Below are 12,370 nucleotides of genomic sequence, written 5' to 3'. Positions count from 1 at the left end.
GGAGCCGATCGATCAGCCGAGTCCCCGGAGCCAGCGGTCGAGCCAGGGGATGGTGCTCGAGAGGTCATCCGCATCGATCACGTCACTCGCGGCCGCGCGTGCCGTCGGACTCGCGTTGAGCGCCAACGCACTAGGGAGCGCCTGGAAGAGCGGGATGTCCGAGCGGCTGTCCCCGACGGCGCAGCAGCGTTCGATCGGTACATCGAGGTCACGAGCGAGCGCGAGCGCCCGGTCCCGCTTGTCGAACTCGTCGAAGTGCTCGGCGACGGTGCCGTCGTGGACGCCGCCGTGCTCGCCGACTCGGGGCCCGCCGTTCGGGACGAACCCGAACCGCCGCGCGAGGGAACGGGTCACGGGTTGCCACGCGAGCGACGCGAGCACGGGTTCGACGTCGTGGGCACGGCACCACGCGACGACGGTCTCGGTTCCGGGCAATACCGGCAGGCCGTCGAGCCACCGGTCGACCGTCGCGACGGACGTGCCACGCCACCCGCGTGCGTCGACCTTACTGACCTGCTGGTTGGTGAGATCGCCGGCGGCGTAGCGCGCTTCTGCATCGTCGAGCGCGTCCTGGTGCCCGAACCGGGCGGCCAGGAAACTGCTGCTGGAACCGGGGCTGACGAGGGTTCCGTCGACGTCGAAGAACACGATGCCGACGGTCACTGCTGACCGCTCCCCCGCACGACCGCTTCGAGCACCCGGATCGTCTCGTCGGTGTCGACGTGCAGGTGCGCCCCGATGCCGAGCGCACGTGCAGCCTCGATGTTCTCCGGCACGTCGTCCACGAAGAACACCTCGTCCGGGTCCGCCCCCAAGCGCTCGAGCGTGATCCGGAACGCCTCGGCATCGGGCTTGTTCACACCGATCTCATGGGAGTAGCAGATCGGGTCGAACACCGCCGAGAACCTGAAGCGCCGTTCCTCTTCCTCGCGAGCACCATCGCCAGAATTCGACAGGATCGCGAGGCCGATCGTTCCGCGGAGTCCGGCGAGGAAGTCGTACAACGGCTGGTTCAGCGTTCCGCAGTACGCATCCCAGAAGTCGGCCCGCATGACGGCGAGCTGGTCGGCCCCCAGCCCGAGCGCCGTACCGATCGCACCCCAGTACCGGTCGACGACGCCGGTCTGACGGGAGGCGTCGGGCAGGTCCGCTGCGACGAGGCGTGCGGAGAAGTCGTCCGTCGTCATCCCGAGACGCTCGGCCCACCGCGCCCGGAAGCGTCCGGGCCAGGCAGCGTCGTCCACGAGTTCGAGGACGCCGCCCACGTCGGACAGCAGCCACCGCACGACGGGCCCGGCAGCCCCGGCAGCTCCGTCCGTCCCGCCGCTCACAGCGATCCCCGCAGCTGTCGGATCATCTCGAGCTCGAGTTCGCTCGGATCGAGGACGTACGCCTCGGTCGCACCCGTCGGCTCGTAGCCACGTCGGGCGTAGAAGGCCTGCGCGCGGGTGTTCCCCTCGTGCACGTGCAGCCGAAGGGCCGATCCGTGCGCCGCCGCCCACACCTCGATCTCGTCGAGCAACGCATCGGCGACACCGGCGGAACGACCCCGGTGCGACGGTGCGACGTAGACGCCGACCAGGAGCGGCCCGACGCGGGGGCCGGGGACGAACACCCCCATCGTCCCGAGCCACCGGCCGTCGGCACCGATCGCGGCGAGGGTCGTCCCGCCGACGTCGTGCTCACGGCGACCGCGTCGACGCCAGTCACGCTCCTGCAGCCGCTCCGCGTCGGCGAGCCGCTCCCCGTACGCCTTCGGGGTGTCCCGGAGCATGTCCAGCCGCAGCGCCCGAACGGACTCCCAGTCGTCCTCCGTGGTCGGTCGGATCGTCGTTCCCCGCATGACCCGAGCCTAGGGGTGGCAGGCCCGGAGAAATCGTTCCAATCCGACTGGCGGACGACGCCGAATCACCTGCAACGACCGGGAAACACCCGGAGCGCTCACCAGCCGCACATCGCTGGTTCTCCACCCCACCAAGGGTGTGTTCGGCGCGCACACAGCAGCCGCGCCGAGCGCGACAACAGCAAAGGACTGATCACGATGCGTAAGAGCCTCAAGACCTCCATCACCCTCGCCACGACCGGCGCCCTCGTCCTCGGCGGTGCCGCGTTCGGGATCTCCTCCGCCCAGGCCGCGACCCCGAACGTGCACACGGTGTCCTCGTCGTCGTCGTCGAAGATCCCCGCACCCGTCGCCTCGGTCCCCGAGGTCCTCGGTGGCTCCACCGCCGTGAAGCTCGACTCCGGCTTCACCGACGCCCTCACCGCCCTGAAGCTCACCCCCGGCGTCTCCGGTGACGCAACCCTGGCTGACGGGTCGGTGTCGTTCCCGATCACCGCCGGGTCGGTCACCTACTGGTCGCCGGATGGCAACTACCGCCCGTACGTGCAGGGCCTGCTGAACCACGACGACTCGGGTCTGACCCTGAAGGCCGGCGACACCACCGTCACGCTGGAGAACTTCGTCGTGAACCCGGGCTCGTCCAAGCTCTACGGCGACGTCCTCGTCAACGGCAAGGTCGCCGCGGCCAACGCGTTCCTGTTCGAGCTGCACGGCGGCTCCCTCAAGCCCCTCCAGCTCGAGGGCGACAACGCCATCCTCACCGGCACCACCGTCCACATCTCCGAAGACGCCGCCGGCCTGCTGAACAAGACCTTCGGCACCGACGCCGTCAAGCGCGGCCTCCTCGTCGGCACCGCCACCATCACCGCCCAGATCAAGTAACACCCCGCACCACCAGTCGGCCCGGACCACGCAGCAGCGTGGCCCGGGCCGACTTGCGTTGCGGCTCGTGCGTCGAGCGGTACCGGGCGTACCTGGCGGAACCGGCCATACCTGGCGGAACCGGGCGTACCCGCTCGAACCGGGCGTACCTGGCGGAACCGGGCGTACCTGGTCGGTTCTTTCGACCAGGTACGCCCGTTCTTGCGAACCAACGCGCGCGCGATGGGAAAGAACGGGCGCACAGACGGACGGGAGGCCCAGTGCCAGCTGGCACCGGGCCTCCCGTCCGTCATGTGGGCACGCCGGGCCGGCGGCCGGCGTCGTCACGGGCTGGGCGACACCTCACGCGGTCGCGTCCGCGTGGTCTGTCGCTCAGCGCGAAAGACAGCCCAGCCCGCAGCTATGGACCGGGTGCAGGCGGCACGACGGCCGTGCCGGGAGGGACGGCGCCAGCTGGCACCGGGCCTCCCGTCCGTCATGTGGGCGCGCCGGGCCGGCGGCCCCCACCGAGACTCGGTCCCGCGGACAGGTTGCGGGTGCCGGGACGCGCGGTCTGTCCGGCAGGGCGAGACTCGGTCGGCCGCGGGCCGCGGCCGCGGGCACGCACGCGCGCAACGAGCAACGCCCCGACCGGACCGGTCGGGGCGTTGCTCGTGGTGGTGCCGATCAGCGGATGATCGAGATGTTGTCCGCCTGCGGGCCCTTCTTGCCGGGCCCGATCTCGTACTGCACGTGGTCGTCCTGGGCGAGCGGCCGGGAGCCGGTCGCCGCGACGATGCTGGAGAAGTGCGCGAACAGGTCCTGGGACCCGTCGTCGGGGTGGATGAAGCCGAACCCCTTGCTGTGGTCGAACCACTTGACGGTGCCCGTGGGCATGGCGGTCAGCACGGCGTCAGTGGATGCGCAGCTGCGCGACCATGGGGCACGCGAAGGGGTCGCGGGCGGCGAGGCCGACGCGGTTGAGGTACCGGACGACGATCCCGTACGAGCGCAGCAGCGTGGTCTCGGTGTACGGCACGTCGAGGGTGTCGCAGTGGTCACGCACGAGCAGGCGAGCCTGCTTCAGCGCCGGACGCGGCATCGACGGGAACAGGTGGTGCTCGACCTGGTAGTTCAGGCCACCCATCAGGAACGACACCCACCAGCCGCCACGGATGTTGCGCGACGTGCGCACCTGGCGGGAGAAGAAGTCGACCTTCGCGTCGTGGGCGATCGTCGGCATGCCCTTGTGGTTCGGGGCGAACGAGGCACCCATCATCACGCCGAACACGGCCAGCTGCACCCCGAGGAACGCGCACGCCATCCCGAACGGCAGGAACCAGAACACCACCGTCAGGTAGATCGCGAAACGGGCAACGAGCAGGGCGCCTTCGATGAGGCGGTGCTTCTTGTCGGCCTTGGTGCCGTTGCCGGTGACGATGGACATCACGGCGTAGCGGTGCAGGTTCAGGCCCTCGAGCGTGAGGAGGGGGAAGAAGAGCCACCCCTGGAAGCGCATGAAGGTCTTCATCGCGCCGCCCTTGACGGCGGCGGCGTCCTCCGGCAGGAACCGGATGCCGTCGGGGGCGATGTCCGGGTCCTTGCCGACGGTGTTCGGGTTGCCGTGGTGACGGGTGTGCTTGTTCATCCACCACGAGTAGCTGAGGCCCACCAGGAACGTGCCGAGCCAGCGGCCCGCGCGGTCGTTCCACTTCTGGGACTCGAACACCTGACGGTGCGCGGCTTCGTGCGACAGGAACGCGAACTGCGTGAACAGCACGCCCAGCGCACCGGCCACGATCAGCTGGAACCACGAGTCACCCAGGAACGCGAACGCGACCCAGGTGAGGGCGAGGCTGCCGACGAGTGCGCCGAACAGTGCCCAGTAGAAACCGGTACGACGGCGCAGGAGGCCGTTCTCCTTCACCTGCGCCAGGAGCGCGGAGTAGGTCGAGGTGCCCTTGCGGGCCCCCGTAGCGGGACGAGTGCGGGTGTAACCCGGAGCGAGCGGAGTGGTGGTCATGTGGACCGCCTTCCGGTACGGATCGGTCCTTCAACCGGTTCGAGGGAGTTCACGCGATTGCGCTTGCGGCGACCCTAGGGGCCGAACTTGCGTGTTCACCGTGGTGTCCAGAACACGTTGCGCAGTGCACGAACTCAGCCCGCGTGGCGCTCCGGACCGTCCGCGCACCGACCGGACGATGCGCGCAACGTCTGCCCCGGGTACTCCCCGAACCGACGGAAGTACGTGCCCGAGAACCGCCCCAGGTGCCGGAAGCCCCAGGCCATCGCGGCCTCGCTCACACTCGTCTCGTGCCGGCTGCTGGACTCCAGTGCCGCGCGCACCCGATCGAGCCGCATCCGCAGCAGGAACGTCATCGGCGACACACCGTGCTCCCGCATGAAGGCCGTCTGCAGGGTCCGCGGGCTCACGCCCACGGCGTCGCAGATGTCGGCCAGGCACAACGTCCGCTCGCAGTGTCCTTCGAGGTAGGCCTCGGCGAGCTCGACCGTCGACGGCGTCACCGCACGGCGGAGGACCGCGGGCGTCCGCACGCCGAAGGCTCCGAGTACGGCCTCGACCAGCGCGACCTGCGCACCGGTCCGGGCACCGGACGTGAACCCGTCGCGCGTCGCGGTGACGGCCACCTGCTCGACGCACCGGCGCAGGTGTTCGAGGGCCGCGACGGCGGGCTCAGCACCCCGCGTCGGCAGTTCGGACGCTGCTCCCAGCGACGAGCGCACCTGGTCGAGGAGCGACCGGTCGATGCTCACGAGCTGCAGCGTGCCCTTCGGGGCGCGCACCGAGAACTCCCCGGACGTCGGCATCAGGACGGGCATGCCCGGGCGGGTCTCGAGGACGACGCCGTCCTCGACGGCGATGCGGACACCGCCGGTGCTCGACCACCCGACGACGATGCGGTCGATGGGCTCGAAGACCCCGGAGAAGCCGGAGGTCGCCGACGCCGTGACGAGGCTCACGCAACCGTCCCGTCGGGTCCGGTAGCGGAAGCGGAACGGCAGCCGGAAGGCGTCGTCCTCGACGTCGAAGCGCACGTCACGGCCGTGCCCGGCCTGGGCGAGCACGCGTGCGGCGAAGGCCCGGTCGGTACCGGATCGTTCGGTGCGGCGTCGCTGCGCGTCGGTCCTCGCGGTGACGGTCCGGGCGGCGTCGGTCCCGTGCACCGCGGTCAGCACGGCGCCTCGTCGAGGTGCTGTCCGCAGCGGTGTTCGAACCAGGCGCGGGCGTCCTGCAGGCTCGCTCGCCGGTCGTTCTCGTGCAGCGCCGCCATGAGCGTGCAGTCGAACCCGTCCACCGTGCGCTCGATGAAGCCGAGGAGCATGTCGGGGTCCCCCCATGCAGCTGCGGCGTCGACCACCCGCCAGCACCCGGCGTCGACCGGCTGGACGCGGATGTCCGTCGGGTCCGTCGCGGCGAGCGCACGGATCCGATCGGTGTGGACGACCTGCTGCCAGACGGCGGCCTCGGTCATCACGGTCGTGGACCCCTGGCGGTGTCCCATCGCGCCCTCCCTGTCGGTTCGGTGTGGCGCATCGCTTCGACCGCGATGCACGAGACACTTTCAGTATCGACAGGACGATTCCGGTCATGTCAGGGGTTGACTTCGTACCGCGCAAGGTGGATCATCCGTCGCCTCGATCGGTGCCCTGGGAGCGCGCCATCGGCGGGTCCCGTACGGTCGGCGCATGAGCGACGGGAGCAGCGCGACCCAGGACGGCCCGCCCCGACTCTCGCGTGCGGTCCGGGATGCGATGCGGTTCGTCCACGAGCAGGCTGCGACCCACATCACCGTCGCCGACGTCGCCGCGGCCGTGCAGCTGTCGCCGCGGAGCCTGCAGAAGCGGTTCCAGGCCGAGATCGGGCAGTCCCCGGGAACCTTCCTGCGCGCCGTGCGCCTGGAGGGTGTCCGTCGCGACCTGCAGGAAGCCTCCGGTGCGCCGGACCGGCGGACGATCGCGGAGATCGCGGAACGCTGGCAGTTCAGCAACGCGGGCCGGATGGCTGCGGCGTTCCGTGCGGCGTACGGCATCGCGCCCTCGTCGGCGCTGCGGTCCTTCGTTCCCGAGGACGACGAAGACGGCGCACCGAGCCTGTCGGACCGGAGCCAGCGACGCTTCCGCCTGGTGCTCGACTGCGAGGTCGACGTCGACGACGCGAAGGCGGTGCTCGCCGGTGCCCTGCAACGCGCGGGGACCGGTCCGTGGCGGGACTACCGGCCGGACGGCGGCAGCGAGGACCTGATGGCGTTCCTGCTCGGCAACGCGGTGCGGACGGTGGTCCGTGAGACCTCCGGCGTGACGCTGGTGGCCCTGGACGCGATGCTCCGGGTGCAGGACGAGCAGGGGTCGTACCCGCCCGCAGAGCTGCCGGCCTGGCGCGCGGGCCCACCGCCGAACGTCCCTGCGCCGTCCGGATCGTCCGACACCGACCAGCGCGTAGGATCGAGAGACGGCAGGGAAGGCGCCCATGGATGACGCATTCGAGCGTGCACTCCGTGCGCTCCGGTCGGCGGAGATCGCCGACGACGAACTCAGTCGGCCGTTCGCGCTCGCGCTGCCGATGGGCGGTGTCTCGATCTCGACCTTCGGTGACCTGTGCCCGAGCGAGACCGTGTCCGCGACCGACGAGGTCGCCACCCGGATCGACGAGATCCAGCTCGACCTGTCCGAGGGACCGTGCTGGACCGCGCTCGCGACCGATGCCCCAGTGCTGGAGACGGATCTCGTGCAGCGTCCGAACGCCGCGTGGCCCGCCTTCAACGATGCAGTTCGGAGCGAACCCGTCGGCGCGGTCTTCGCGTTCCCGGTCGCCTTCGGGCCGTTCCCGCTCGGCGCGATCGACGTGTACGTGCCGGAGCCCGCGACGATCGAGGACGACACCGTGCGGCAGGCCATGACCCTCGCCTCGGCCGTCAGCCGCCGGGTCCTGCGCCGAGCCCTCCGCTCCATCGCGGACGAGGACGACGCCCTGCTCGACCGCAGTCCGTCGTCGCGGCGCGTGGTGCACCAGGCCACCGGGGTCGTGCTCGCGCAGCTCGACATCAGCCCCGAGGACGCCTACCTGCTGCTGCAGGGCCACGCCTTCGCCCGCCGGACGACGATGCGGCGGGTGGCGGAGGAGATCCTCGACGGCACGGTCCGGTTCGAGAAGCGAGGCGACCTGATCGAGGAGGTCCAGTGACGACGGCAGGCCGAGAAGCCCGGATCCTCGAGACGTTCACGTCGCTCGCCGACACCCTGGTGGACGCCTACGACGTCGTGGAACTCCTGCAGACCCTGGTCGAGACGTGCGCCGACGTGCTCGACATCGACGCCGCGGGCATCCTGCTCGCGAACGACGACCAGGAGCTCGAGGTCGTGGCCTCCACCTCCGAGGCGACCCGGCTCGTCGAGGTGCTGCAGCTCGACGCCGAGGCCGGCCCCTGCATGACCTCGTTCGCGACCGGACGGGTCGTGACGTGCCCGGACATCGAGGTCGCCCCGGCGGAGTGGGCGATGTTCCGCACGGGTGCGCTCGCGCTCGGGTTCCGGTCGGTACACGCCGTCCCGCTCCGGCTGGGGAGCAACGTCATCGGCACGCTCAACCTGTTCGGGGCCGGCGTCGGTGCCCTCGCGGAGTCGGACCTGCGCGTCGCCCGGGCCCTGGCGGACGTGGCCACGATCGGCATCCTGCACGAACGGTCGCTGCGCGAGCACGAGGTCGTCCGCGCGCAGCTGCAGCGGACCATCGGGTCACGCGAGGTCATCGAGCAGGCCAAGGGCGTCGTGTCGTACCTGCGCGGCGTCTCGATCGAGGACGCCTTCGCGGTGATCCGTGGGTACGCGCTCGAGCACCACGAGCCGCTCTCCGAGGTCGCCCGCGCGATCGTGCAGCGCCGACTCGTCCCCTGACGACCGCGGGCGAGCAACCCCGGCCGCGGGCGAGGACGCACGACCGCGGGCGAGCAACCACGGCCCCCTCCGCCCGCTACGGTGAGCGGATGGGCAAGGTCACGCTGCAGGACGTCGCCGCACACGCCGGCGTCTCGATGAAGACCGTGTCCAACGTCGTCCGCGGCTACCAGCACGTCAGCGACCCGATGCGCAGCCGGGTGCAGGCCGCCATCGACGAGCTGGGCTACCGCCCGAACGTCTCGGGCCGGTCCCTGGCGACCGGACGCTCGAACATGCTCGCCTTCGCGTTCCCCGACCTGCGGCGTCCGTACTTCGCCGAACTGGCCCACGTGTTCTCGCGGGTGTGCGCCGACCGCGGCTACCAGCTCCTGCTCGAGGAGACCGGCGGCGACCCCGACGGTGAACGCTCAGCGGTGCGGGGACGCGAGGCCGGTGTGGTCGACGGGGTCGTGATCCACCCGCAGGTGCTCACGCCCGAGGCCATCGACCGGATCCGCGGGGACACCGCCGTGGTGTTCCTCGGCGAGGACGTCCGGCCCCCGCACGCCGACCAGGTCGTCATCGACAACGCCGGGGCCGCGACCGAGGCCGTCGCGCACCTCGTGGCGCTCGGCTGCCGCCGCATCGGGTTCTTCGGGCACGAGACCGGCCCCTCGTCGCGCACGTCCGGACTGCGTCTGGACGGCTACCGCGCCGGACTCGTCGCCGCGGACCTGCCGCTCGACGACGCGCTGCTGGTCCCCCGCGAGGTCGGTGACGCCGCCGGTGCCGAGGTCGCCTTCGGCGCCGCGCTCGACGCCGGGTTGCGGGTCGACGGTCTGCTCTGCCGCGACGACCTGGCCGCGCTCGGGGCGCTCCGGGCGATGCGCCTGCGCGGACTGGACGCCCCCGGCGACGTCGCCGTCGTCGGGTGGGACGCGGTCGGCCTCGGGTCGAGCCTGGTGCCGAGCCTGACCTCCGTCGCGCCCGACACGGTCGCCCTCGCAGACACCGCGCTCGACCTGCTGGTCGAGCGGATGGACGGCTCCGACGTGCCGGGCCGGCTGGTCACGGTCGGCCACCGCCTGCTCGTCGGGGAGAGCGCGCCGTACGCGGACGGCACGTCGGACCGGGCGGCGCACCAGGGCGCGTGAAGGGCGGACGGGAGGCACGGCGCGCGCCCGGCCACGAGCCTCCAGTCCGCCTCTTCCCCCGTCGCGTGCCGTCAGCGGCCTGCGGGAGCCGACTCCCCCGGGTGCACGCTGCCGAGCAGCTCGACGACGACGTCCCGCAGGGCCTCGGGCAGCCCGACGGTGCCGAGCTCGACGATGCGGTCCGCACGCGGCAGGTCCTTCGCCACGACCTCCCACGCTCCGAGCTTCTCCGGGTTGCCGGCCTGCGCGCCCTCGAGAACCCGCCGCACGGCCTCCCGCGCGTCGACACCGATGATCGGAGCGCCGACCAGCGTGACCGATCCGCCCGACGCCGAGTCGACGGACAGGTCGACCGAGAACCGGTCGGCCGAGCGTGCCGACGTCGATTGCCCGTCGGCCGGTGCGGCGAGGAACGTGATCCGCCAGTCGCGGTGGGCGGGGACGACGTCGAGGGCTCCGGTGGTGGCGTGCACCCGGAACTCGGCGTGCTCGGGATCCCAGGTCAGACGGGTCCGGGCGGTGCGGCTGCCCTCGCCCTCGTGGTCCTCGACCAGGGTGAACTCGCCGGGCGCACCCGGTGCGACGAGGACCTCGAACGCCGTCGGGTTGACGGTGGCGTCGAGCTGGTCCTCCGCGGCGAGCGGCAGGATCCCACCGGCGCGCAGCAGGACCGGCACCGTGTCGAGGGTGCGGTGCAGGTCGACGAACCGGTCACCCGCGTACACCGTGCCGGTGAAGACGTCGGTCCAGGTGCCCGGCGGCAGCCAGGCCCGGGCGACCCCGTGCCGGCTGACCGGGTCGCGCGGTGCCACGATCGGGGCGACGAGCAGCTCCGAGCCGAACGCGTAGGTGTTCGGCACCCGGTACGCCTCGTCGCGGCGCGGCTCCAGGTGGTAGAGCGGCCGGACCAGCGCGGTGCCCTCGGCGGTGCCGTGGTTCATCGTGTGCAGGTACGGCACCAGGCGGTGACGGAAGCGGAGTGCCTCCCCCATCGCGGCGCGGGCGTCGGCGGGGAACGCCCACGGCTCCTTGCGGATGAACGGGTTGTTCGCGGAGTGCAGGCGCATGATCGGCGAGAACACCCCGAACTGCACCCAGCGGGTGGCGAGTTCGTCGTCGCGGACGCCGCGGGTGTGGCCACCGATGTCGTGGCTCCACCAGGGGTAGCCGATGTTCGCGGCGGTGGCGGTGAACTCGGGCTGGAACGCCAGGGACGCCCACGACACGACGGCGTCACCGGAGAACCCGACGGCGTACCGGTGGCTGCCGGGGCCGGCGTAGCGCGAGAAGGTCATGCCGTCGACGGGGGCCGGGGCCGGGGCCGGGGCCGGGGCCGCATCCTCGGCCGAGGCCGGGGCCGAGGCCGGGGCCGAGGCCGTCTCCGCGCCGTCGTCACCCCTTGCGTCGGCGTCCCCCGATGCCGCGTGCCGCGCCGAGTCGAGCAGGTGGAAGTGGTTGAGCAGCCACAGCGGGTCGACCCCGGGCAGCCCGGTCTCACGGCCCTGCTGCCAGTCGATCCACCAGAAGTCGACTCCCTGCTCCTCGAGCGGGCGGTGCAGCTGTTCGAAGTAGGCCTGCAGGAACCGCCGGTCCGTCGGGTCGAACGGGATCGGCTGCTCGGTCTCCGGGTCGACGCCCACCGCCCGGGCCACCGCGGGGTAGGCGTCCTCGAACGCCCGCACGCCGTCGGCCGGGTGCAGGTTCAGCGTCGTGCGCATCCCCCGGCGGTGCAGCTCGGCGAGGAAGGCCTCGGGGTCCGGGAACAGCGACGGCTCCCAGGAGTACCCCGTCCAGCCGTTGCCGAAGCGCGGCGGGACCGAGTCCACCCGGTGCCAGTCCATGTCGATGACGGCGACCGAGAACGGCAGGTGTTCGGCGGCGAAGCGGTCCAGCAGCTCGAGGTACGAGGTGTCGCTGTACGGGTGGTACCGGCTCCACCAGTTGCCGAGTGCCCACCGCGGCATCCGTGAGGGCGGCCCGGAGACGGCGTGGTACGTGCGGAGCGCGGCGTCGTAGTCGCGGCCGTACGCGAAGACCGTGACGTCGCGGCGCCCGGGGACCCGTGTGCCGATCCAGCCGTCGTCCGCGAACAGGAACGACTCGCTGTCGTCGAGCGCGGTGATGCCGTCGCGGGCCAGGATCCCCGGCTCGAGCGGCATCCGGCCGTCGACGTCGTCGAGGGTGCGGCCGGTGCCGCCGAGGTCGCGCGGCTCCTGCCCCCAGCGCCAGCGGTTGGCGTCCGGACCGGTGGTCTCGACGACCAGGCCGCTCGGGCTGAAGGGACGGCCGTCGTAGCGCAGGCGGGCACGGTCCGTGGTGACGACGACGCCGGCGGCGGTGCCGGTGCCGTCGGCGGCGACCGTCCGCTCCACGGTGAAGGCCGGCACGGGCAGGCGTCGGCGCATCGCGAAGGTCGACGCCCGGTCCTCGAACCCGCCGTCGTCGCTCCACTCGATGCGGAACGCCCCGGCGTCGAGCACGGTGATGCGCCAGTGGTCGCCGGTGACGACGGCTGCGGGGTCGGCGACCGGGTCCGAACCCGGGAACGGACGGATGGTGGGGAGGACGGCGCCGGTGGTGCCGGTGGTGCTGGTGCCGGTGGTGCTGCTGCTCACGT

13 protein-coding genes are annotated in these 12,370 nt (G+C 71.8%); 5 read left to right on the top strand and 8 right to left on the bottom strand.

The annotated features are described in order from the left end of the window. Window positions 1–12: 12 nt before the first annotated feature. Genes DEJ08_RS06475 through DEJ08_RS06465 form a run of 3 tightly spaced genes read right to left on the bottom strand, consistent with a single transcriptional unit; the run spans window position 13 to window position 1,843 of the window. On the bottom strand, window positions 13–663 hold the full coding sequence (locus tag DEJ08_RS06475; protein WP_111055517.1) for an HAD family hydrolase: 651 nt from the start codon (window positions 661–663) through the stop codon (window positions 13–15). Further along, entirely contained in the window at window positions 660–1,331 is a 672-nt protein-coding gene (locus tag DEJ08_RS06470) for an HAD-IA family hydrolase (protein WP_111055516.1), read from the bottom strand. Before DEJ08_RS06470 ends, DEJ08_RS06475 begins: the two co-directional genes overlap by 4 nt. Next, the gene (locus DEJ08_RS06465; RefSeq protein ID WP_111055515.1) at window positions 1,328–1,843 is read right to left on the bottom strand and encodes a GNAT family N-acetyltransferase; all 516 of its coding nucleotides are present in this window, start codon (window positions 1,841–1,843) and stop codon (window positions 1,328–1,330) included. Before DEJ08_RS06465 ends, DEJ08_RS06470 begins: the two co-directional genes overlap by 4 nt. A 198-nt stretch (window positions 1,844–2,041) precedes the next feature. On the opposite strand from DEJ08_RS06465, the gene DEJ08_RS06460 reads away from it, so the two are divergent. After that, complete coding sequence (locus tag DEJ08_RS06460) at window positions 2,042–2,725, top strand: hypothetical protein (RefSeq protein WP_111092026.1); 684 nt, start codon at window positions 2,042–2,044, stop codon at window positions 2,723–2,725. A gap of 666 nt (window positions 2,726–3,391) precedes the next feature. On the opposite strand, the gene DEJ08_RS06455 is transcribed toward DEJ08_RS06460, so the two are convergent. The 4 genes from DEJ08_RS06455 to DEJ08_RS06440 form a co-directional block, all read right to left on the bottom strand. Beyond that, a complete protein-coding gene (locus DEJ08_RS06455; RefSeq protein WP_306789659.1) occupies window positions 3,392–3,613 on the bottom strand; it encodes a cold-shock protein in 222 nt (73 codons plus the stop codon). A 4-nt stretch (window positions 3,614–3,617) separates the two neighbouring features. Further along, window positions 3,618–4,727: a fatty acid desaturase family protein gene (locus tag DEJ08_RS06450; protein WP_110864824.1), complete on the bottom strand. Its 1,110-nt coding sequence runs from the start codon at window positions 4,725–4,727 to the stop codon at window positions 3,618–3,620. A gap of 134 nt (window positions 4,728–4,861) precedes the next feature. Next, the gene (locus tag DEJ08_RS06445; protein ID WP_181438967.1) at window positions 4,862–5,902 is read right to left on the bottom strand and encodes an AraC family transcriptional regulator; all 1,041 of its coding nucleotides are present in this window, start codon (window positions 5,900–5,902) and stop codon (window positions 4,862–4,864) included. Then, a complete protein-coding gene (locus tag DEJ08_RS06440; RefSeq protein ID WP_181438966.1) occupies window positions 5,896–6,228 on the bottom strand; it encodes a hypothetical protein in 333 nt (110 codons plus the stop codon). Before DEJ08_RS06440 ends, DEJ08_RS06445 begins: the two co-directional genes overlap by 7 nt. A gap of 184 nt (window positions 6,229–6,412) precedes the next feature. Here DEJ08_RS06440 and DEJ08_RS06435 point away from each other — a divergent pair, with 184 nt between their 5' ends. From DEJ08_RS06435 to DEJ08_RS06420, 4 genes are all read left to right on the top strand, one after another. Next, complete coding sequence (locus DEJ08_RS06435; protein ID WP_111046524.1) at window positions 6,413–7,201, top strand: helix-turn-helix transcriptional regulator; 789 nt, start codon at window positions 6,413–6,415, stop codon at window positions 7,199–7,201. Further along, window positions 7,194–7,907 (top strand): GAF and ANTAR domain-containing protein, encoded by a 714-nt coding sequence (locus DEJ08_RS06430; RefSeq protein WP_111054343.1) that lies wholly within the window; start codon window positions 7,194–7,196, stop codon window positions 7,905–7,907. Before DEJ08_RS06435 ends, DEJ08_RS06430 begins: the two co-directional genes overlap by 8 nt. Further along, complete coding sequence (locus DEJ08_RS06425; RefSeq protein ID WP_111030378.1) at window positions 7,904–8,617, top strand: GAF and ANTAR domain-containing protein; 714 nt, start codon at window positions 7,904–7,906, stop codon at window positions 8,615–8,617. The genes DEJ08_RS06430 and DEJ08_RS06425 overlap by 4 nt, the downstream gene beginning before the upstream one ends. Window positions 8,618–8,706: 89 nt before the next feature. Then, the gene (locus DEJ08_RS06420) at window positions 8,707–9,753 is read left to right on the top strand and encodes a LacI family DNA-binding transcriptional regulator (protein ID WP_111054342.1); all 1,047 of its coding nucleotides are present in this window, start codon (window positions 8,707–8,709) and stop codon (window positions 9,751–9,753) included. A gap of 71 nt (window positions 9,754–9,824) precedes the next feature. On the opposite strand, the gene DEJ08_RS06415 is transcribed toward DEJ08_RS06420, so the two are convergent. Next, window positions 9,825–12,368 (bottom strand): glycoside hydrolase family 31 protein, encoded by a 2,544-nt coding sequence (locus DEJ08_RS06415; RefSeq protein ID WP_284180512.1) that lies wholly within the window; start codon window positions 12,366–12,368, stop codon window positions 9,825–9,827. Window positions 12,369–12,370: the final 2 nt, after the last annotated feature.

Origin of the sequence: Curtobacterium sp. MCLR17_054 (assembly GCF_003234335.2) — a bacterium.
Lineage (GTDB): Bacteria > Actinomycetota > Actinomycetes > Actinomycetales > Microbacteriaceae > Curtobacterium > Curtobacterium flaccumfaciens.
The sequence above is the reverse complement of the archived record's forward strand: the minus strand, read 5'-3'. Positions and strand labels throughout refer to the sequence as shown.